This is a genomic window from Candidatus Zixiibacteriota bacterium, from assembly GCA_040753875.1.
Classification (GTDB): Bacteria; Zixibacteria; MSB-5A5; order GN15; family FEB-12; genus DATKJY01.
Genome location: JBFMDV010000024.1, coordinates 85304 through 105908, shown reverse-complemented (window position 1 = coordinate 105908; position 20605 = coordinate 85304). Strand labels below are relative to the sequence as shown.

At 55.9% G+C, this 20605-nt stretch carries 20 protein-coding genes and 1 tRNA gene; 13 read left to right on the top strand and 8 right to left on the bottom strand.

What is annotated here, in order from left to right:
- Positions 1 to 14: 14 nt before the first annotated feature.
- The 13 genes from pgl to gltA all read left to right on the top strand — a co-directional run bounded on the left by pgl (position 15) and on the right by gltA (position 13206).
- The gene (gene pgl / locus AB1644_08860) at positions 15 to 773 is read left to right on the top strand and encodes a 6-phosphogluconolactonase (GenBank protein ID MEW6051152.1); all 759 of its coding nucleotides are present in this window, start codon (positions 15 to 17) and stop codon (positions 771 to 773) included.
- A complete protein-coding gene (locus AB1644_08855; GenBank protein ID MEW6051151.1) occupies positions 770 to 1732 on the top strand; it encodes a glucokinase in 963 nt (320 codons plus the stop codon). Before pgl ends, AB1644_08855 begins: the two co-directional genes overlap by 4 nt.
- An 8-nt stretch (positions 1733 to 1740) precedes the next feature.
- Positions 1741 to 2391, top strand: a complete 651-nt coding sequence (locus AB1644_08850; GenBank protein ID MEW6051150.1) for a thiamine diphosphokinase — start codon at positions 1741 to 1743, stop codon at positions 2389 to 2391.
- 131 nt (positions 2392 to 2522) lie between these two features.
- Positions 2523 to 2596: transfer RNA gene (locus AB1644_08845), tRNA-Gln, on the top strand.
- A gap of 359 nt (positions 2597 to 2955) precedes the next feature.
- A complete protein-coding gene (locus tag AB1644_08840) occupies positions 2956 to 3498 on the top strand; it encodes a hypothetical protein (GenBank protein ID MEW6051149.1) in 543 nt (180 codons plus the stop codon).
- 43 nt (positions 3499 to 3541) lie between these two features.
- Positions 3542 to 3877: a DRTGG domain-containing protein gene (locus tag AB1644_08835; protein ID MEW6051148.1), complete on the top strand. Its 336-nt coding sequence runs from the start codon at positions 3542 to 3544 to the stop codon at positions 3875 to 3877.
- 73 nt (positions 3878 to 3950) lie between these two features.
- Positions 3951 to 4763, top strand: coding sequence for an ATP-binding protein (locus AB1644_08830; protein ID MEW6051147.1), 813 nt, complete (start codon positions 3951 to 3953; stop codon positions 4761 to 4763).
- 21 nt (positions 4764 to 4784) lie between these two features.
- Positions 4785 to 6062, top strand: a complete 1278-nt coding sequence (locus AB1644_08825; protein ID MEW6051146.1) for a [Fe-Fe] hydrogenase large subunit C-terminal domain-containing protein — start codon at positions 4785 to 4787, stop codon at positions 6060 to 6062.
- Complete coding sequence (locus AB1644_08820) at positions 6059 to 6547, top strand: NAD(P)H-dependent oxidoreductase subunit E (protein ID MEW6051145.1); 489 nt, start codon at positions 6059 to 6061, stop codon at positions 6545 to 6547. The genes AB1644_08825 and AB1644_08820 overlap by 4 nt, the downstream gene beginning before the upstream one ends.
- Positions 6540 to 8426, top strand: a complete 1887-nt coding sequence (locus tag AB1644_08815; GenBank protein ID MEW6051144.1) for an NADH-ubiquinone oxidoreductase-F iron-sulfur binding region domain-containing protein — start codon at positions 6540 to 6542, stop codon at positions 8424 to 8426. The genes AB1644_08820 and AB1644_08815 overlap by 8 nt, the downstream gene beginning before the upstream one ends.
- A complete protein-coding gene (locus AB1644_08810; protein ID MEW6051143.1) occupies positions 8423 to 10954 on the top strand; it encodes a molybdopterin-dependent oxidoreductase in 2532 nt (843 codons plus the stop codon). The genes AB1644_08815 and AB1644_08810 overlap by 4 nt, the downstream gene beginning before the upstream one ends.
- Entirely contained in the window at positions 10947 to 11807 is an 861-nt protein-coding gene (locus AB1644_08805; protein MEW6051142.1) for a sulfide/dihydroorotate dehydrogenase-like FAD/NAD-binding protein, read from the top strand. The genes AB1644_08810 and AB1644_08805 overlap by 8 nt, the downstream gene beginning before the upstream one ends.
- Positions 11800 to 13206, top strand: coding sequence for an NADPH-dependent glutamate synthase (gene gltA, locus AB1644_08800; protein ID MEW6051141.1), 1407 nt, complete (start codon positions 11800 to 11802; stop codon positions 13204 to 13206). The genes AB1644_08805 and gltA overlap by 8 nt, the downstream gene beginning before the upstream one ends.
- Here gltA and aroF read toward each other — a convergent pair.
- Genes aroF through trpE form a run of 8 tightly spaced genes read right to left on the bottom strand, consistent with a single transcriptional unit; the run spans position 13195 to position 20591 of the window.
- Positions 13195 to 14217, bottom strand: coding sequence for a 3-deoxy-7-phosphoheptulonate synthase (gene aroF / locus AB1644_08795; protein ID MEW6051140.1), 1023 nt, complete (start codon positions 14215 to 14217; stop codon positions 13195 to 13197). The two genes, gltA and aroF, sit on opposite strands and share 12 nt — an antisense overlap.
- 16 nt (positions 14218 to 14233) lie before the next feature.
- Entirely contained in the window at positions 14234 to 15028 is a 795-nt protein-coding gene (gene trpA, locus AB1644_08790) for a tryptophan synthase subunit alpha (protein MEW6051139.1), read from the bottom strand.
- Positions 15018 to 16196, bottom strand: coding sequence for a tryptophan synthase subunit beta (gene trpB, locus AB1644_08785; protein ID MEW6051138.1), 1179 nt, complete (start codon positions 16194 to 16196; stop codon positions 15018 to 15020). The genes trpA and trpB overlap by 11 nt, the downstream gene beginning before the upstream one ends.
- Positions 16183 to 16770, bottom strand: coding sequence for a hypothetical protein (locus AB1644_08780; protein ID MEW6051137.1), 588 nt, complete (start codon positions 16768 to 16770; stop codon positions 16183 to 16185). The genes trpB and AB1644_08780 overlap by 14 nt, the downstream gene beginning before the upstream one ends.
- Positions 16767 to 17540, bottom strand: coding sequence for an indole-3-glycerol phosphate synthase TrpC (trpC, locus tag AB1644_08775; protein MEW6051136.1), 774 nt, complete (start codon positions 17538 to 17540; stop codon positions 16767 to 16769). The genes AB1644_08780 and trpC overlap by 4 nt, the downstream gene beginning before the upstream one ends.
- The gene (trpD, locus tag AB1644_08770) at positions 17540 to 18556 is read right to left on the bottom strand and encodes an anthranilate phosphoribosyltransferase (protein ID MEW6051135.1); all 1017 of its coding nucleotides are present in this window, start codon (positions 18554 to 18556) and stop codon (positions 17540 to 17542) included. Before trpD ends, trpC begins: the two co-directional genes overlap by 1 nt.
- Positions 18553 to 19122, bottom strand: coding sequence for an aminodeoxychorismate/anthranilate synthase component II (locus AB1644_08765; protein MEW6051134.1), 570 nt, complete (start codon positions 19120 to 19122; stop codon positions 18553 to 18555). The genes trpD and AB1644_08765 overlap by 4 nt, the downstream gene beginning before the upstream one ends.
- Entirely contained in the window at positions 19119 to 20591 is a 1473-nt protein-coding gene (gene trpE, locus AB1644_08760; GenBank protein MEW6051133.1) for an anthranilate synthase component I, read from the bottom strand. The genes AB1644_08765 and trpE overlap by 4 nt, the downstream gene beginning before the upstream one ends.
- Positions 20592 to 20605 lie beyond the last annotated feature (14 nt).

The following is a 20605-nucleotide window of genomic DNA, read 5'->3' as shown; positions in this document are numbered from 1 at the left end:
TCTCGATACCTACGGTGAGAGAAGTACTTGTATACCGTTCGGCCGAGGCCCTGGCTGAAGGCGCTGCATCCTTGCTCCTTGATGCCCTGAATGTTCACGTCGTACCTCCGCGCTTTGCTATCGCACTGTCAGGCGGGGACACCCCCAAGGCGATCTATCACACAATGGCGAAACGCCAAGAGGCCTCGGCGCTTTTCAATGAGAAAGTGGAGTTGTTCTTTTCCGATGAGCGGGCTGTCCCGCCCGACCACGATCAGAGTAATTACGGGGTTGCCCGGAAATACCTGCTGGGACCGCTGTCGATCCGCCCCGAGATCGTTCATCGAATTCAGGGAGAAGCAACCGACCCGGCGGCAGAGGCGGCCCGCTACGAGCGTGAGATTCGCGGGGTGGTGAAAGCTGCGGCCAATGGGATTCCTTGTTTTGACCTGGTAATGCTCGGCATGGGGGAAGACGGCCACACGGCGTCGCTGTTTCCCGATTCGTATCATTCCGTTCCGGCTGCCGATCTGGTGGTGGCGCCCTTTGTGACCGCCGCAGGAAGTTACCGCATCTCCTTTAATCTCAGCCTGATAAACGCCAGCCGGCAAGTGCTGTTTCTTGTCGCCGGTGCAAAGAAAGCGCACATGTTGAAAAAGGTGTTGTGCGGCGAAGCAAACGCATATATACCTCCTGCGGCGAAAGTGAAGGCCGAACGAACAGTCTGGTTGCTTGACGCTGAGGCCGCATCGCAGTTGGATCGTCGGATCGTCTCAGTCAAGGAAGTGTCATGATTGCAGGATACATAAGCGGTACAAGAGTCGACCTGGCGAGAGTGAAGGAGCGGGATGGCTCGGTCGTGTTGACCGGCCAGGCCAGTTTCATCAGCAAGAACTTCTCCAACCTGGAGTCGATCCTCAATCTCTATCTCAAGAAGAACAAAGAGGATATTTCGTTTGCGTGTTTTGGTGTGGCCGGTCCGGTGATAAACAATGAGGTTACCACTACCAATCTGCCCTGGCATATTCGCGCCAGCGCCGTCGAGTCACGATTCTCCATCGGCCGGGTCAAGCTGCTTAACGACATTGTCGCCACGGCATACGGGCTGATGGAACTCAAGCCGGACCGGTTCTTTGTCATCAACGAGGGGCTTCGCCCTGACCACGGCAATCTTGGGCTTATTGCTGCCGGTAGCGGTCTTGGTGAGGCGCTCATATACCGCGACCAGGACAGCTTCACACCGTACGCATCCGAGGGAGGACACGCCGATTTCGCCCCCGGCAGCCAACTCGAAGTGGAACTCTGGGAGTACATTTATTCCGAGCGCGGACAGGTGGAAGTTGAAGATGTCATCAGTCTTGGGGGTTTAGAACGGATATACAATTTTGGCCTCGACTCGCGGGGATTGACGCCGGCTGGCTGGTTTGAAAAAGCGGATGATAAAGCCGGCGCGATCATCGAGCAGGCGCTTTCCGGCCGCGATGAGCATGCGGGTCGCGCCCTTGATCTCTTTATCGACTGCTATGCATCCGAGGCGGCCAATCTGGCGCTTAAGGGGATGACGCTGGGCGGCATCTACATTGGCGGGTTGATCGCACCGCAGATCATTACGGCATTGGACAAAGGGCGTTTTATGGAGCGGTTCGTCAAGCGCGGCAAGATGGAGGCGCTCCTGGCCCGCATGCCGGTGGGCGTTATTATCGAAGAGAAAACCGCACTCCTCGGCGCCGCGGCAGTCGCCGTGCGAAGTTAGAGTTTTCCGTGAGAGATGCTGTCCTTTTCCTTCACGGCCGATACGGCCAAAAGCATTTGCCCAGGTTCCGCGCCCTCTGTCATGGACGGTTTCTAATCGCAGTCGATGGCGGTTACTCTTTTTTTCGTAAGACCGGAATTGCCCCGGACCTGCTTATAGGGGATTTTGACTCCCTGAAGCGAATTCCCAGGAAGCTCGCTGGTCGCACCCAAGTTTTACGCTTTCCGACCGTCAAGGACAAGACTGATGTTGAACTGGCGCTCGACTACTGTCTTGAACGGCGTGCTCAGCGTATCGATCTCATTCAACCCTCGTTCGGTGAGCCGGATCAGTTTGTCGGTAACCTGATGTTGCTAGCTGGAGCCGTTCGTCCCGCTGCTCGTTATCGACCGACGGTCCGGATCCTGGGGAACGACTATGTCGTACAGTTCGTGGCCAACCAGACCCTGGGTATCCGAGGAGGCAGGGGGGACATGATCTCGGTCATCCCGATTTCCGAATCGATCGTGCTTACCAGTGTCGGTACAGCCTATGATGCGTCTCGGCTGACCATCCGCCTGGGGGAATCTCGTGGACTACGCAACTCTATAATCGCCGCACGAGCATCGATTGGGGTCGCCGGCAAGGCGCTGGTAATCCAGCAGTTACGACATCGCTGAACGCGAAAAAGTGTTGCTTGACAGGTCGAGCCGCGCGTATATATTTGGCTACTTCGTCGTTCGGCCAGTTGGTCGGTCGAGCCGCGACAGCTTCAGGGACGACCTGAAACTGCCGATTGACATCTGAGAACTGGGAGATCGTCCAATGGTAGGGCACACGGCTCTGGACCGTGGGATCGGGGTTCGAGTCCCTGTCTCCCAGCCAAATCCTGAATACACGCCAATCATCCGGACCCGACTTGTCCCGCAGTTGGGCAGCGTCCACAACGCCCTGTCCGGTTCGGAGTTGACATCACGACATGCCTGCCTCTTCTGGTTTCGGAGACCGCGATCTAGGCCGTAAATATCCACGACCTCTCGGGCCGCCCTCTGTGTACCTTTGCCTACGCCCGACGGCACACACCAGGGGTTCTCGCCTGACGCGCCATCGGGCTGTGCTTTTGCCAATTTTCAGCAAAAACCAGTTAATTGTCATTGACATTTTAGTCCAGTATTCTTATACATAGTCAGGAAAGCCGATTATCTACATCATGATTTAGTGCACCACCGGGAAGGAAGCTGTAGATGCCTGCCTGTCATCATCTCTGGAAAATGGCCAATATTCAGTATGGGTTTACCGTGTTTGAGCGGTGTTCTCACTGCCAGAATGTAAGGACCTACTTCTCTCCGTGGGATACGTGGGATGAGTACCGCGAAGGAGCCTGTACCTGGAGTATCGTGGAGAACGCGCAGACGTTCCGGTTCGATCTTCAGTGTGCTCGCTGCGCCCAGCGCGAGGGGTTCGAGGATCTTCTCGGGTTGCTGTACTGTCCGGGATGTCCGAACGATTGTGAGGTGGAGATTCTGAGGAAAAAATACGAGGCGGAGAAGACCTGGATCCTGGTGGCCTTCGGCTTTCTTCCGGAGACAAAGACCAAACCAATTGCCCAATCCCGGCTGGATATGCTGACAGATTATTTCAATCAGCGGCGAGACACCACGAGATCCAAGGTGAAGATACTGTCGTGTAATCTGATCAAGGACCTTTCGCTGTGCAAAGGTGAGTTGATACACGATGTCGGCATGCTATCACTGGAGCCTCCTCAGGAGCGAAAGCAGCTTTTCTGATGGACATTTGTCGCTTGGGTGAAATGAATACAGGAGACCGTTAATGACTACCAAAGATCTGATCGAGAATGTCGGCCTGAAAGCGTTGAGCACATTCGAGCATCGTGAGGTAAGCGGTGTGTTCGTGTCCGATATGCTGAGCGATGTGATGGCGGGGGCGCAGTCCGGCAATCTCTGGATTACGGTGCAGACCCATAAGAACATCGTGCCGGCCGCCAATCTTGTCGATGTGTCAGCGATTGTGATAACCAGCGGGAAAAACGTTCCCCAGGAAACTATAGAGTTGGCCAGCAAGCATAATATCGCGGTTCTATCGACACCGCTTGCCACGTTTGAGTTGATTGGAAAGCTGTATTCGCTTGGATTGGTGACCAAATGACCTTGGCTGACTTCCGCACGGAGCCAGCGGTCGGTGAGCCGATTGCCTTACTACGCTTCAACACGGTATCAGTATGGCGAATGCGGTAAGGATTGACGCGATAAGAGATGCGCTTGGGGCGGCCGTCATCGAGGGGGACGATCGCCTTACTACACAGATTGAACACGTCTACGCTTCTGATCTCATGAGCGATGTCCTGGCGTTCGGCAAGCCCAATTCGGTCCTGCTCACCGGCCTGGCCACGCATCAGGCAATCATCTCGGCGCACATGGCTGAGTTCAAGGGAGTCGTATTCGTTCGCGGCAAGAAGCCGAAAGACGGCGCCGGACAGTTGGCCAGGGAAAGTCATCTTGTTCTGATGACCACGGACTTTGATACCTACGACGCCTGTATCAGGATAGAGTCATCAATCAAGGGGGAGCGAGCGGAAGGAAAACTCGACACTGTCGGGCAGCACATCGAGGTCGTTTCATTGCAGCGGGAGTTTTTTATCGATGGCGCGGATTTCACCAAAGCGGGTTTAGCTTCTACCGAAGTAAAGGCCATTTTGAAAAAAATCGGCCTGCCGCCACTGCTTGTTCGCCGCGTAGCGATCTCCACCTATGAAGGGGAGATGAATGTCATCATGCATGCAAAAAGAGCCAAACTCAATCTTTCGGTTACCTCCAAATGCATTGAGGTCATAATCGCGGATGAAGGCAAGGGGATAGCGGACATCGAGTTGGCTATGCAGGAGGGGTATACGACGGCGACGGAAGAGATGCGGGCGATGGGGTTCGGTTCCGGCATGGGTTTGCCCAATATCAAGAGGAATTCCGACAACCTCGACGTGACGAGTACGGTCGGAGTGGGTACGACTTTGAAAATGAGGTTCATGATTCAATAACCCTCCCATCGGGAGAGGCAGATGGAACAAGCTCAGTATTTCCACGCCCTTCGCGTGGATACGGACAAATGCCGAGGACACATGGCGTGCATGCGCCATTGTCCAACCCAGGCCATTCGGGTGCGGGGTGGGAAAGCCGTCATATCCGAGGAATTGTGCGTTGACTGCGGTAATTGTATTTCCGTATGCCCCTCGGGAGCGATTACCCTTGAAATCGATGGCTTGACTGCGAGCGCCCGTTTCAGGTACAAAGTCATCGTACCGTCTCCCGTGCTCTATTCCCAGTTTGAAACCAGTGTTCACCCATACTATGTCCATGTCGCGTTGAAGCAACTTGGATTTGACGAGGTAGTCGAAGTCAACACTTCGTCCACCGCTTTGGGCAAGGCACTGATGGAATACCTTAGGGGATACCGCGGTCGGCTGCCCCTCATCTCATCGTACTGTCCCTGTATTGTCAGATTGATACAGGTCAAGTATCCCGATCTTGTAGAGTTGATTGTCCCCCTCGACGTGCCAAGAGAAGTTACCGCGCGTGAAATCAGAAAGACGCTGCCCGGCAAATTAGGCCTCAAGCCTGAGGAGATCGGCATATTCTACATGGCAACCTGTCCCGCCAAAATTGTGTCCATCAGGCAGCCGGCGGAGAAAGCCAAATCATGGTTCGACGGCGTCATTTCCGTGCGCGAAGCGTATTCGGTTTTGCTTCCGCATATCATCGCAATCAAGGAGGAACCGGAGAGGTACAAAGTCCCCGACGACTTTTGTTTCACCGGCGGCTGGGTAACAACAGGGAGCCTGACGCAATCCGTCAGGATGGAGAACTGGCTGGCTGTTTCGGGTCTGGATCATGTCATGCAGATACTCGATGACATCGAGAACTCCAGATTGCGCAATATTGCTTTTGTCGAGGTGCTGGCACACATGTTGGGTTGCATCAGTGGACCCCTTAACGTGGAGAATCCCTATGTGGCGCGGGCTAACAACATTAAGCAGCGGGATAAGTACGAAACGCCGATAGTTCTGGATGAGGATGATATCCGTCGTAAGCTCGCACAGGGTTACTACTTCCTGGAGCATCCGGTCCTGCCGCGTCCCACGTGCTACTTCGACACCGATCTTGAGACTTCGATAAAGCGCATGAGAGAGCGGGAGCGGGTTTACCAGAAGCTCCCGCAGATTGACTGTGGGTGCTGCGGAGCTCCCACGTGTATGGCTTTTTCGGAGGATTTTGTCACCGGTCGCGTTGGTTTTTCCGATTGCATCCCGTACGCGAGAGTGGGGAGGAGTGATACGTGAAAAGCACGATGGCCGTTAACCAACCTGGGGCCCAAAAAGTAAATGACTGGACCGACATATTGGGAGATTTCAAGGGTGTTGAAAGCGACTTGATACCGATTCTACTGAGAGTTCAGGAGGGGCTTGGATACATTTCCGAAGAGGCGGTCAGGTGCATCTCGCTATTCTTGAAGCTATCGGAGAATCAAATCTATGGCGTGGCCTCATTCTATCCCAAGTTTCGCTTTTCCGAGCCTGGCGCTCAAAAAATCAAGGTCTGCATGGGGACAGCCTGTCATGTCAAGGGCGGACATTTCTTAAGCGACGCGGTAGCCTGGGAGCTTGGCATCTCCATCGGGCAGGCATCGGCGGACAAACGCTTCGATTTCCAGCGTGCTACGTGTCTTGGTTGTTGCACTCTCGCACCGGTGGTGCAAATCGACGACCGAATTCATGCTCGGGTCCTGGTGACCCAAATCAAGGAGATTCTGAAGAAACGTGAGTGATTTCGAGAAGAGAGTCGTCCAGGCTCGGCGAAAGTGGAATCTGATTCAAGAGAGTAAGATTCCAGTCATCTATGTCGGCACCGCTACGTGCGGGATAGCGGCCGGAGCGTTGGATGTAGTGAAGTCAGTGCGGCAGACTCTCAAGGAGACAGGGATAAAGGCGCGACTTGTTCAAGTGGGGTGTATTGGCCCCTGCTACCTCGAACCGTTGATGGATATTGTTGTTCCGGGTCGCCCGCGTATCAGCTACGGCCCTGTCAACTCGAGATCGGCACGGACTATCATCGAACGATATCTGATCGAAGGGAACCCGGCATCCGATCTTGCCGTGGGACATTTTAGTACCAACGGCAACGCGCCCGACAGCATTCCTCGCTTTTTCGATATCCCAATGCTTAAGCCACAAGTGCGGGTGGTGCTACGAAACTGCGGTTTTATCGATCCTGACGACATCGACCATTATCTCGCCAACGACGGTTACCGTGGGTTAACGAAAGCGTTGGGCATGACACCTGAAGAGGTTATCGCGGTCGTTAAAGAGGCTGGGCTACGGGGACGGGGAGGTGCTGGTTTTCCTACTTTCAAGAAATGGGAGATCTGCCGAGGCGCTCCAGGTACGACCAAGTATATGATCTGCAATTCTTCTGAAGGAGACCCGGGCGCATTTATGAATCGTGCTCTCATTGAGAGCGACCCTCACTGCGTTCTTGAAGGGTTGTTGATCGCAGCGTATGCGATAGGAGCAGATCACGGATACATCTATATAAACTCAGACTACCTGTTGGCTATCGCGCGTTTGAAGTCGGCAGTGAAGCAGATGCGGCAGTATGGGCTGTTGGGTCAACACATACTTGATTCCGGTTTCTCATTCGACGTTACGATCAAGGAGGGTGCCGGTGCATTTGTCTGCGGCGAAGAAACAGCGTTGATCGGCTCTATTGAGGGCCGTCGCGGAATGCCCAAAGCGCGTCCGCCATTTCCTGCCATCGCAGGGCTGTTTGGCAAGCCGACGATTATTAACAATGTCGAGACACTTGGCACGCTCCCGAATATCATGCGGCACGGCGCGTCATGGTATCGTCAGTTCGGGATTCAGGGGAACTACGGCACCAAGACTTTCTCGTTAGTTGGAAAGGTCCGCCGCGGTGGGTTGATAGAAGTCCCGCTGGGGATCAAGCTCCGTGAAATAATCTTCGATATCGGTGGTGGGACCTGGCGTAAGTTCAAGGCCGTGCAGACCGGCGGACCCTCGGGGGGGTGTCTTTCCGAGGAGTTTCTCGACATTCAAGTAGCGTACGAGTCGATGACTGCTGCCGGGTCGATTATGGGATCCGGGGGGATGATTGTTATGGACGAGGACACCTGTGCGGTTGACTTGGCGCTGTATTTCCTGAACTTCACTCAAAAGGAATCCTGCGGCAAATGTTCTCCTTGTCGGGTCGGCACGTGGCAGATGGTGAAGATTCTGGAGAATATCGTGAAGGGACAGGCCGATTCCGCCGATATTGCCAGACTTCAGACGCTGGCCGAGGCGGTCCAACGTGTCTCGCTGTGTGGCCTTGGACAGACGGCTCCGAATCCGGTGCTGACCACGCTCAGGTATTTCCGGGGCGAATATCTTCAGCACGTCAATGAAAAATACTGTGCGGCGACAATCTGCAAAGAGCTTGTGGAGTATTTCATCGAGCCCGGGAAATGCAACGGCTGCCAGCAGTGCATTCGCGTGTGTCCGACTGAGGCCATTAGTGGCGCCAAGACTGAGCCGCACACGATCGATCTGTCCCGCTGTATCAAGTGCAAGGCCTGCTTCGAGGTATGTCGTTTCGATCCGCTGGCGGCTAACGCCATCGTCATGCGCTCTGAGAGGAGGGCGTCATGAGCGCCCAGACGCCGACAGTGACAATCACGATCGATAACACGCAGTACGGCGCCGTACGCGGGGAGACCATTCTGCAGGTTGCCAAGAAACAGGGAATCTATATTCCGACGCTCTGTGCGCACGATGATCTGTCGCCGCATGGCGGCTGCCGGATGTGCATAGTCGAAGTCGAGGGGATGCGGAACCTTCCCACCGCCTGCACGACTCCCATCGAGAATGGCATGATTATCCGGACGAACACCGCGCAGGTTCAGGCCATGCGAATGGAAATCCTGCAGCTGTTCATGAGCGAGCATACGGCGAGCTGCCTTGTGTGCGATGAAAAGGAAGACTGCAAGCGCTATTCCGTCACGATTCGAAAGGCCGGAGTTACTACCGGGTGCCGCTATTGTCCAAAGGATGGGCAATGTGAACTCCAGGAAGTGGCCGAGCGACTGGGGGTCAAAGAGATCATTTACCCGATTCACTACCGGAATCTGCGGGTTGAAAACGAGGATCCTTTCTACGACCGCGATTACAATCTCTGCATCCTTTGCGGCAGGTGCATTCGCATGTGCCAGGAGGTACGCACGGCTAATGTACTGGCCTTCAAGCAACGCGGTCGCGCGACGATCATCGGCCCGGCTTTCGGACGGAGCCATCTCGACGCCGGTTGTGAATTCTGTGGCGCCTGTGTGGCCGTTTGTCCCACAGGAACTCTCCGCGAGAAGACCAGAGCGTGGGAGGGGAAACCCGATCGTGAAGTAACCACCACCTGTTCGTTCTGCGGCGTGGGATGCCAGATGCGCCTGCTTGTCAAAAATGACCGTGTGATCGGAAGTTTGCCCGCCGACGATGCACTGATCAATCACGGTCAGCTCTGTGTGAAGGGGAGATTCTGCAACACCGAATTGGTAAACGGCCCCATGCGGTTGAGGGTCCCGCAGATGAGGTACAACGGCTCAAACGCGGAGATATCGTGGGAGAAGGCCATTGGCCTGGCGGCTGAACGACTTTCTGCTTGTTCGCCGGAGCAGTTCGGTTTACTCGCTTCGCCAAATTGCTGCAATGAGGACCTGTACGTCGCACAGAAATTCACGCGGGTCGTCATGGGGTCCAACAACGTAGACACGTCTGCGAGAGCTTTCTACGGACAGGCCTTCAATAACTATCTCAACTTATTAAAGCAGTCGGTCTCGGTTGCCAGACTGGAGGACGCGGATGTCATCCTCTGCGTTGGGCTCAACACCAGATTCGCGCGATCGGTAATCGGCGTGGCTCTTCGAAAAGCAGTTAAGCGTGGTGCTAAAATCATCACTGTTCATCCCAACCCGCACAACCTGACGCTATTGGCGGATATCTGGCTGCAACCGCTGCCATACGAAGAAGTCGCGTACGTGAGTTCCCTGCTAACGATGATGCAGGGGAACTCGGCGAGGACATCACGCATCAAGCCAACCGGTGTCACTCGGGTCAGCGATTCGGTACGAGAGAAGCTTGCGCAGACCTCGAAGCTGCTGTCTGAGGCGACCTCGCCCTTGATTTTGATCGGGACCGAGTTCATGCAGTGCGACTACAATGCACAGCTTTTACAGGCAGTCGAGCAGCTTGCGCTGCACCTCAAAGCCGGAGTGCTGCCTCTTCCCTCGCACAATAATCTGGTCGGATCATTGTTGATGGGGTCGTACTCGGAGCTATTGCCAGGAGGTCAGTCGAGCGGCGACCCACAGAGAGTGTTGGCCCTTGAAAAGAAGTGGGGCGTTGGCTTGTCACTTCATCCTCATTCAGGGTCGTGGTCGCAGGGCAATGCCTACAAAGTGCTGTACTTGATGGGAGAAATTCCCTCCCGTCGGCATCGCGATTCTGAGTTTATTATCTGCCAGAACATTTACCCACCAGACCCGGCCTGTAGGGTCGATCTCCTGATGCCTGCCGCCGCATCAACTGAAATCGATGGTACCTTTATAAACGGTGAGGGTCGAGTACAGCGAGTGCGCAAGGCGGCCATCTCGCCCGGTATCGCCCTCGCTGATTGGGACATACTCTGTCGTATTGCCCGAAGAATGGGTAAAGCGGGATTTGAGTTTGAGTGCAGCGCGGATATCTACGACGAGATATCAGGTCTCATCGACGACATGGGGAAATTTGATGCACTCTCCCGCATCCCCCGCTCATTGGCGGATATCGGTGAGATGGCGGTGGCAGAGCATGCGCCTGCGAAGAGCACTGATAGAGATGGGAAATATCAGTTCGTTCTGACAGCAACTGCCGCGGAGCACAGCCATCGCGGGTTTCCGCTGTCTGATTGGGTGGAAGGTTCAAAGATGCTCTTAGCACAAGGAGTCCTTGAGATCAATCCGGCCGACGCTCAGCGAGCTGGCATATCCAACAATGACTATGTTGTCGTTGAGTCGACTGCCTTGACGCGGGAATGGCCGGTGAGAATCACGCCCAACCAGCCGGAAAGGTCGCTAAAAATATCACTGGTTGATTTTGAGTCGGTGAATTCCAACCCGCAGCGCGTGACGATTCGGAGGCGAGATGTTTAGGATCCTGTCCAGCCGGATGATCGTGCCGAACATTCATCTCCTCACCATAGAGGCGCCAGCAGTAGCGCGCCAAGCGAACCCGGGTCAATTCGTGATCATACGCGCCGAAGAGGAAGGCGAGAGAGTTCCACTGTCAATATCCGATTGGGACAGACAAATGGGGACCATCACACTGCTCGTCATGAACATCGGCAGCACCACCGGAAGGCTGGCGGCGCTTCGTGAACGGGCCACAATTCCGACTGTCGTTGGGCCGCTCGGTAACGCCACCGAGATCGAAAACTACGGGACAGTCCTGTGCCTGGCCGGATGTTACGGCATCGGCAGTATGTTTCCTATCGCCAGGGCCTTGAAAGAAAAGGGCAACAGGGTCATTACTATTCTTGAGGCGAGAAGTGCATATCTTCTCTACTGGGAAGAGCGGCTGAAAGCCGTTTCGGACAAGGTTGTGCATATTACCCGCGACGGGACTCGCGGATTTCGCGGTCATGTCGGCAGGTTGCCGGAAATAATCAAGGGGTTCGACGAGCCAATCGACCGCATCTATGCCAACGGCTGTACGTTCATGATGATGCGATCTTCTCAGGCCAGCCGTCCGTTGGGCATCAAGACAATGGTCAGTCTGAATCCTATCATGATCGACGGCACCGGCATGTGCGGAGTGTGCCGAGTACGTGTTGGGGGCGCCACGAGGTTTGCATGCGTGCACGGCCCGGATTTCGATGGTCACGAGGTTGATTGGGAAGAGCTGTTGCAACGACGCAAGACCTACCTGCCTGAGGAGGTAGTGCCGCTGCAAACGAGCGGCTGTGATCAGCATGCCCACATCGTGAAGGAGACGGTCGATGGCTGACCCACAACCCAAAAAGCTCGATTTGCATCGCCGAGAGATGCCCAAGCAGCCGCCGGAAGTGCGGCAGCATAATTTCAGCGAAGTAGCCCTTGGGTACCCGATCGAGACAGCGGTCGAGGAAGCACGGCGGTGCATCCAATGCAAGAAACCGACCTGTGTGTTCGAATGCCCAGTAGAAATTGATATTCCAGGTTTTATCAAATGCATTGCCCAACAGGACTTCACCGGTGGCGTCAGCATACTCAAGAACAAGAATTGCTTACCGGCTATCTGCGGCCGGGTCTGCCCGCAGGAAGAGCAGTGTGAGAAAGCTTGTGTGTTGGTCAAGAAAGGCGGGCAGATTGCCATCGGCAGATTGGAGCGATTCCTGGCGGATTGGGAAGCTGCGCAGGGGGTGTTGGGAATCCCGGCAATGCCGCCTTCGACCGGCAAACGAGTGGCAGTTGTCGGCGGCGGCCCGGCAAGCCTGACAGTGGCAGGTGACTTAATCAAATCTGGTCACCAGGTCACGATTTTTGAGGCGCTCCACAAGATGGGGGGCGTGCTGATCTATGGTATACCAGAATTCCGCCTGCCCAAAGCCATTGTCACCCGTGAAGTGGAGTTTTTGCAGAGCCTGGGGGTCGAGTTGGTCACCGATTTCGTCGTCGGCAAGACCAGATCAATTGACGATCTGCTCGAAGAATACGATGCCATATTTGTCGGCTCCGGCGCCGGGCTGCCGTGGTTCATGGAAATACCCGGAGAGAATCTCAATGGCGTTTATTCGGCCAACGAATATCTCACTCGGTTGAATCTTATGAAGGGTTTTCTATTCCCCAAGTATCACACGCCGGTAAAATTCCACAAACGGGTTGTCGTGATTGGCGGTGGGAATGTCGCTATGGATTGTGCGCGAAGTGCTCTGCGACTCGGAGCGGAGAGCCGGATTGTCTACCGAAGGTCCAGGCAGGAACTGCCGGCGCGGCTTGAGGAGATCGAGAACGCCGAGGAAGAAGGCGTGATTTTCGAGTATCTCACACTACCCATTCGCTACATTGGCGACGAGAATGGCTGGGTGAAAGCTATCGAATGCCAGAAAATGGAATTGGGGGAGCCGGACGCCTCCGGTCGACGAAAGCCAGTGCCAATCGAGGGGGCCATCGCAACCTTTGAAGTGGACGCAGTTGTGTGCGCTATCGGCAACAGCCCGAATCCTCTGATAGGCGCTACTACGCCCGGTTTGACTATCGGGAAAAAAGGAAACATCGAAGTTGATGAGGCAACCGGCAAATCATCGCGCGATCGCGTATGGGCGGGCGGCGATGTCGTAACGGGTGCGGCAACCGTCATCCTCGCTATGGGCGCGGGCCGTCAAGCCGCCAAGTCGATTCATCAATATCTGAGCTCACTTCCCTGAAGTTTCGTTGATCGCTTTCGCGATGGCCCGTACGCTGTTCATCAGACCGGCAAACTCCACCAAATCCAGTGACTGCGCGCCATCGCAAAGAGCTTTGTCCGGGTCCGGATGGACCTCGATGAGTAACCCGTCGGCACCAGCAGCAACCGCCGCGAGGGCAACCGGTGAGATCAGATAGCGATCCCCGGTGGCATGCGAGGGGTCAACGATCACCGGGAGGTGCGAAAGCCGCTTGAGGGCCGGGACGGCAGCGATATCACAGGTGTTCCGCGAGAATTTGTCGAATGTCCTGATACCCCGCTCACAGAGGATGACATTTTTGTTCCCGTTTGCCAGGATGTACTCCGCCGACATCAGTAGTTCTTCGATAGTCGACATCATGCCGCGTTTGAGCAGCACCGGGCGGGACTGCTTCCCCACCCGTTCAAGCATGGCGAAGTTCTGCATGTTGCGGGCACCGATCTGAATGATGTCGACGTATGACGACACCAATTCAACATCATCCTCGGAAAGACACTCGGAGACGATCGGCAGGCCAACTTCCTCGCGCACTCTGGCAAGTATTTTCAGGCCCTCCTCACCAAGCCCCTGAAACGAATAGGGAGAGGTTCTCGGTTTGAATGCTCCTCCTCGAATCACCGAGGCACCCGCGGCCTTGGCACCCCTGGCGGCCACCAGCGTCTGATCGAAACTCTCCACCGCGCAAGGACCCGCCATTACAACTACCCCGCCGTTTCCGATCCTGACGCCGTTGACCGGCACGACTGAGCTATCCGGTTGGAACTCCCGCGATGCCAGTTTGTACGGTTTCTGAACCGGCACCACCGACTCGACACTTGGCAGTGAGGCGAGCAGTTGTGTGTCGGGCAGCTGATCGATGCCGTTTGCGCCAATTATTGTCTTGTCGGCGCCATGCGAGACATGGGGCCGAAGGCCCAACCCTTCGATGTACTTGATAACTGCCGCAGTCTCCTTTGTAGTTGCCGTCCGTTTCATTATTACGAGCATCATATATGTTTGTCTCCTTCTACGGCAGAGCAGCACGAACTTCCGTGAGGAATGAGCGGAGAGTGGTGAATCCTCCGGCTCCATTGTCGGCATCGATACATTCTATCAACTTGCTTCCGATAATAACACCGTCACTGAACTTGGCTGCCTGTCTCGCCAGGGCAGGCGTGGATATGCCAAATCCCGTATAGACCGGCACAGGTGATTGTTTCTTAATCGATGCTACTGTGGTGGCGGCATCAGACCCAATTGATGACCGCGCACCGGTGGTGCCGGTGACACTGACAAAATACACGAATCCCTCGGCCGACTCGGCAATGGCCGCTGCGCGGTCAAATGGCGTAGTGGGAGCGATCAACGGAATAAAACTCACGTTTCGCCGCAGGCAGACTTCGCGAAGCTCGGCCCCTTCCTCGAAAATCATGTCTGGTACTATCACGCCACTCACACCGGAGTCCAAGCATTTTTCGACAAACAGCTCGTAACCAAATTGGTAGATCACGTTTGCATAGCACATGATGACTATGGGAATATCTGAATGCGCCTTGAGGTGCTGAATCGAATCGAAGCCGCGTCCGGGCGTAAAGCCGTTGCCGTGCGCTATATGGGAAGAGCGCTGGATTGTGGGGCCGTCGGCCAACGGGTCCGAGTGAGGAAATCCGATCTCGAGCAGGTCGCAGCCGGTTTCAAGAACAACCTCAACGACCTGGTCGAAACGATACGCATCGGGATAGTGACAGGTAACGAACGGCACCAGGGCCGCGTGGCCGGATCGGGCGAGCGAGCATAGCTTTCCGGACAGTTCAGTCTTCATGACTCGGCACCGATCCCAGGTCCTTGTCGCCCCGACCCGAAAGATTTACCACGATCGCCTGCTCACCGGACATGGAACCGGCAATCTCGCGTGCGTGCGCCAGCGCAAAGCTCGACTCAAGCGCAGGGATGATCCCTTCCTTTCGGCAGAGTTCCCGGAAGGCTGCGACAGCCGCACGGTCCGGAACGGTGACATACCGGACGCGCCCACTATCCCGAAGTGCCGCGTGCTCCGGACCTACGCCCGGATAATCGAGTCCGGCCGAAATCGTATGCGTGATATCGATCTGGCCGTGTTCATCCTGAAGTACATACGTGAGCGCGCCGTGAAGAATACCGGGCCGTCCTTTGGTGAGCGAGGCGGCATGCTTACCGCAATCGAGTGACTCGCCGCCCGATTCGACTCCTGTCAATCGGACGGAGGAATCTTCGAGGAATGCCGAGAAGATGCCGATAGCATTGGAGCCGCCTCCGACGCAGGCGACAATGTGGTCAGGGAGTCGACTTTCGATTTCCAGAAACTGGGCGCGGGTTTCACGGCCGATCACCGACTGAAAAGTGCGGACGATCTTTGGATACGGATGTGGTCCCACGGCGGAGCCGATAACATAATATGTGCCACGGACGTTGGTCACCCAGTCGCGAATCGCCTCGGAGGTTGCTTCTTTGAGCGTCCCGAGTCCGGCGGACACCTCGCGTACCTCGGCGCCAAGATGATGCATCCGTTGGACGTTTGGTTGCTGACGGGCCATATCATGAGTGCCCATGTAGACGACACATTCAAGTCCGAGCATGGCGCATGCCGCTGCGGTCGCGGTGCCGTGCTGTCCGGCGCCGGTTTCGGCTACCACTCGTGTCTTGCCAAGGCGTTTTGCCAACAGCGCCTGTCCGACGCAGTTGTTGATCTTGTGCGCGCCGGTGTGGGCGAGATCCTCGCGCTTCAGGTAGATCTTCGCGCCACCCCAGTCGGCAGTGAGATTGCGAGCCAGGTACAACGGCGTGGGCCGGCCAACATAGGTTTTCAGCAGATAGTCGAGTTCGGCACCAAAGGACGTATCATTCTGCGATGCCTCGAATGCTGCTTCGAGCTCATCAAGCGCCGACACCAGAGTTTCCGGAACAAATCTGCCGCCAAACCGGCCGAAATACCACTTCTCAACTCGCTGCATGCTTGATCCTCGCTATGAACTCTCGCACCAACTCCGGGTCCTTGATCCCTGCGCTTTTTTCCGTGCCACGGGCGACATCGACACCGAGCGGTCGAACCGCGGCCAGCACGGAACTGATGTTGCCGACAGTAAGCCCGCCGGCCACCAATGTTGTGTCGGTTATCTTGTCATAATACTTCCGCAATTCGGACAGGAGTTCGTCAGACTGAAAATCCTTGAAGTCGAGGAGAGTAATATCCGACCCTGCGCTCAACTCAACGTTCTGTTTCACACGTTTGGCCCGAATCCATGCTCGCTTAGGTTGGCGAACCGTGACGAGCGACCTGTCAAAATAGGTCTGATAGTAGTCGAGCTCGGTTTGGCATCCGGCATCGAACTGCTCAAGATCACCGGGTGCCGCGAACACGCCGACCACGCTACCTCCGGACCCTACCGCATCGATGATGCCATTCAATGCCTCCAACGATGTCCGCCGGGGGGAGTCCGAAAGCACCACGCCGATCAGGTCGGCTCCGGAGTCCGCACAAAGGTGGGCGTCGTGCGCCGAGGTGACACCACAAATCTTGATTATCACCGCGCTCTCCTGAACTCGGCGAGTGCCTCGACGCGGTTTCGGCTTTTCATAAGCGAAGAGCCAATAAGCACGGCGTTCGCCCCTGCCGAGAACATGCGATCGGTATCGTGAGTGGAGTGCATACCGCTTTCAGCGACCCGAACGGCACCAGGAGGAATGAGCGGGAGGAGTCGTTCGGAGGTTTGAAGGTCTACCCTTAGTGACTTGAGGTCCCGATTATTGACGCCAATGACATCGGCACCCGCGGCTAACGCGCGCTTCAGTTCTTCCTCGGAGTGTATCTCCACCAACGGTGTGAGGTGGTGGTGTCGGCATTTGGCTATGAGATTGGCAAGCTGTGCATCTGACAAAATCGATACAATAAGCAGAACTGCCGAGGCCCCAAATGCCCTGGCTTCCACAATCTGTACATCGTCAATCACAAAGTCCTTTCTCAGAACGGGCAGAGGGACATTGTCTGCGACGGTACTGAGGTCATCCAGCGATCCGCCGAAGTGCACCGGTTCGGTCAGCACACTGATAGCCGCGGCGCCACCATGCACGTACTCACTCGCTATATCGCGAATGTCCGCTTCCGGGTTAAGGACTCCTTCAGACGGAGAACGCCGTTTGATCTCACAGATAAAGTGTTTGCCATTGAGCGAGATCGCATCGTGAAAGGACGGACGAACATCGCTATGGGCTATCATCTGTTCCAGTTCCATGCGCCAGTCGGCAGTATCGCGACTTGCCAGCGAAGTTCTTACGTCGGTCAGGATTCGGTCAAGCATCACGATATCGCCTGTGTTGCGCTGCGGTATTGATCAAATAATCGACGTGTCCTGCCCGAGCTGACCGAGTCATGAGCGATGCGAAAGGCCTCGTCGAGGTTGTCCGTCAGGCCGGCGACGGTCAAACCGAAGGCGGCATTGAGAAGCGATACCTGAAGGAATGGTGATTCATCACCGTCAAGTATGCCCTTCAATATGGCCGCGTTGTGCACCCTGTCGCCGCCCTGGAAGTCGTGCGGGTCATTGCCGTTAGCGAGGTGAGAAGGTAATTGAAGCGGAAGCGCCTTGCTTGTCGAATGCGTGCTTGAGTGAACCATGGTCAGTCCTGTTGGGAGAATCTCGTCGAAGCCGCAGCTATTGTAGAACGTGAACACCCGATTGTCACCTACCGCGCGACTTACTTCAGCCAGTAGTGAGGCTACTCGGCTGTTCGGAGTGCCGATCATCTGGTGGGTGGCGACGGCCGGGTTGAGGAGCGGCCCTATCAAATTGAACAGCGTGCGGAAACCGAGTTGGCGTCGCACTTCGGCCACCTTCTTTGTCGCCGTATGGTAGACGGGCGCAAATAGAAAACAATACCCGATGTCATCTAACAATCGCGCCGCCTGTTGGGCCGTCAGATCAATCTTAACGCCGCTTGCTTCGAACAGATCGGCGGAGCCGCACGAGGAGCTGACCGCCCGGTTGCCGTGTTTCGCAGTTGGAATGCCGCAGGCAGCAACGATCAGGGAAGCGGCGGTCGAAAAATTGAACGATCCTGTGCCGTCGCCGCCAGTGCCGCAGCAGTCGAAGACCATTGTCCGCGTATGCTCCACCCGCTGCATACTGGCGCGGAGTGCCAACACACAGCCGGCCACCTCTTCGACGGTCTCTCCCTTTGCTTTCAGGCCGGTAAGAAAGGCTGCAACCTGGGCATCGCTGACATCACCTACGGCCACCGATCGAATGAATGACTCACAGTCCAACCGAGCCAAGTGCTCTCCCTCGGCAAGCCGGGCAAGCATTTCCTTTATCATGGTGAGACCTCCAGGAAACTGCTCAATATCCTCATCCCTTCTCTTGTCAGAATCGATTCCGGGTGAAACTGGACACCAAAGAGTGGGGAGGTGCGATGTTGCAGCCCCATGACCTCGCCGTCAGAAGTGTATGCCGTCACCTCAAGGGAGTCTGGAAGTGTCTCCTCCGCTACCACCAGCGAGTGATACCGAGTGGCACGAAACGGATTCGGCAGTCCCGCGAGTATCCCTTTTCCCTTGTGGTAGATTTCTGAAGTCTTGCCATGAACCAGCCGTTCGGCTACGCGTATCTCTGCGCCGAAGGCGGCTCCTATGCACTGGTGTCCGAGGCAGACGCCGAGGATCGGGAGTTCGCCGTGAAAGCGAGAAATGACCTCGGTGGAGAGTTTCGCTTGATCGGGGTGTCCCGGTCCTGGGGAGATGACGATCCGCTGCGGCTGCATGCCAGCGATGTCGTCAACCGTAACCTCGTGGGGGCGGACCACACTTACATCGGAGGTGAGCACGCCAAAGTACTGGACAAGGTTGTAGGTGAAGGAGTCGTAATTGTCAATGACCAGGATCATGACCACCTCTCTTCGGCTCTCCTGATGGCTTCCCGAAGCGCCGCCATTTTGTTCCAGGTCTCCATATACTCCCGTTCAGGTACAGAGTCGGCGACTATACCCGCACCGGCTTGCAGGCGAAGCAGGCTGCTGCGTTTCACGATAGTCCTGATTGTGATGCACATGTCCAGATCGCCGGACAGCGACAGGTAGCCGACAGCACCTGCATAGGGCCCACGGACTGACCGCTCCAGATCGGCGATTATTTCCATGGCTCTGAGCTTGGGCGCTCCGGAGACCGTACCAGCAGGGAATGCAGACCGGAACAGATCCAGTGACGTGCAGCCGGAGCGCAGCCGGCCGGTCACGGTGGAGGTCAAGTGCATCACGTGTGAGTACTGCTCCAATTGCATGAACTGCGGTGTTTCGATGCTTCCGAACCGGCAGACGCGACCAAGGTCATTCCGTGCCAGGTCCACCAGCATGACATGTTCGGCGCACTCCTTCTCGTCCCGGCTCAGTTCTGCTGCGAGGCGTGCGTCATCGTCGGCGGTCTGCCCTCGAGGTCTGGTGCCGGCAATAGGACGAATAATCGCCTGATCACCGCGTAGTTTAACCATTGCCTCAGGTGAAGAGCCGATCAACTCGATATCGCCAAAGTCCAAATAGAACATGTATGGAGAGGGGTTCACCATGCGAAGAGCCCGGTAAATTTCGAATCCATCGACCGAGCTCTCTTGTTCCAGATGCTGCGAGAGTACGACCTGGAAGATATCGCCATACCCGATGTGACGTTTTCCGGATGCGACCATCCGTTCATAGCCGTTCTGGTCGACCGATGTTCTGCCGCCGTTGCCATTTCTCCGCGCGAACGGTTTCGCATCGGGTAGTGGCATCATGAGGGCGTGGCGGATCGTTTCGAGAGGAATCTGTGGCGAGTTGGAGCTGTCCTCGCTGGAACCGGCGTTAAGCTGTACGAGTCGCAGGGATCTGCTGAAGTGGTCGAAGACCAGCAGCGTGTCCACGAAATAGAAAAGCCCGTAGGGCTGTTCCGCGCGGGCAAGCAGACCCTGAAGGGTCGGCTCGAAGAACTCGACAATCTCGTAGCCGACATATCCGACCATCCCGCCCAGCAGAGGCAGATCGGAAGCTGCTCCGTCGATCCGGCATCGATCGAGAATAGTCCCGATGCCGGTGAATGGATCGGTGGACGAACCATGCGGAATTGCGGTCTGCTCTGCCCCGGTCATTACCACCGTTTTGTCCCGTTCAATCCGCAAGAGGAGGGAGGGCGTAATGCCAATGAACGAATATCGGCCGATCGAGGTCGGATCTTCGGCTGACTCCAGAAGAAAACGTGCGCCTACCGACTTCAGTTTCAGATAGGCGGAAACAGGTGTCTCCAGATCTCCGGGCAGATGGATCTCCTCAACCCGGAGCGGCAACTTCGCGCCGGGCTTAATCGCGAGTATGGAGTCCAGGAAACTCATATACAGCCACAAAA

Coding starts and splice junctions, on each gene's coding strand:
- AB1644_08855 (MEW6051151.1), top strand. CDS start 770: ATGATTGCAGGATACATAAGCGGTACAAGAGTCGACCTGGCGAGAGTG.
- AB1644_08840 (MEW6051149.1), top strand. CDS start 2,956: ATGCCTGCCTGTCATCATCTCTGGAAAATGGCCAATATTCAGTATGGG.
- AB1644_08835 (MEW6051148.1), top strand. CDS start 3,542: ATGACTACCAAAGATCTGATCGAGAATGTCGGCCTGAAAGCGTTGAGC.
- AB1644_08830 (MEW6051147.1), top strand. CDS start 3,951: ATGGCGAATGCGGTAAGGATTGACGCGATAAGAGATGCGCTTGGGGCG.
- AB1644_08825 (MEW6051146.1), top strand. CDS start 4,785: ATGGAACAAGCTCAGTATTTCCACGCCCTTCGCGTGGATACGGACAAA.
- AB1644_08810 (MEW6051143.1), top strand. CDS start 8,423: ATGAGCGCCCAGACGCCGACAGTGACAATCACGATCGATAACACGCAG.
- AB1644_08805 (MEW6051142.1), top strand. CDS start 10,947: ATGTTTAGGATCCTGTCCAGCCGGATGATCGTGCCGAACATTCATCTC.
- gltA (MEW6051141.1), top strand. CDS start 11,800: ATGGCTGACCCACAACCCAAAAAGCTCGATTTGCATCGCCGAGAGATG.
- aroF (MEW6051140.1), bottom strand. CDS start 14,217: ATGATGCTCGTAATAATGAAACGGACGGCAACTACAAAGGAGACTGCG.
- trpA (MEW6051139.1), bottom strand. CDS start 15,028: ATGAAGACTGAACTGTCCGGAAAGCTATGCTCGCTCGCCCGATCCGGC.
- trpB (MEW6051138.1), bottom strand. CDS start 16,196: ATGCAGCGAGTTGAGAAGTGGTATTTCGGCCGGTTTGGCGGCAGATTT.
- trpC (MEW6051136.1), bottom strand. CDS start 17,540: ATGCTTGACCGAATCCTGACCGACGTAAGAACTTCGCTGGCAAGTCGC.
- trpD (MEW6051135.1), bottom strand. CDS start 18,556: ATGATAAAGGAAATGCTTGCCCGGCTTGCCGAGGGAGAGCACTTGGCT.
- AB1644_08765 (MEW6051134.1), bottom strand. CDS start 19,122: ATGATCCTGGTCATTGACAATTACGACTCCTTCACCTACAACCTTGTC.
- trpE (MEW6051133.1), bottom strand. CDS start 20,591: ATGAGTTTCCTGGACTCCATACTCGCGATTAAGCCCGGCGCGAAGTTG.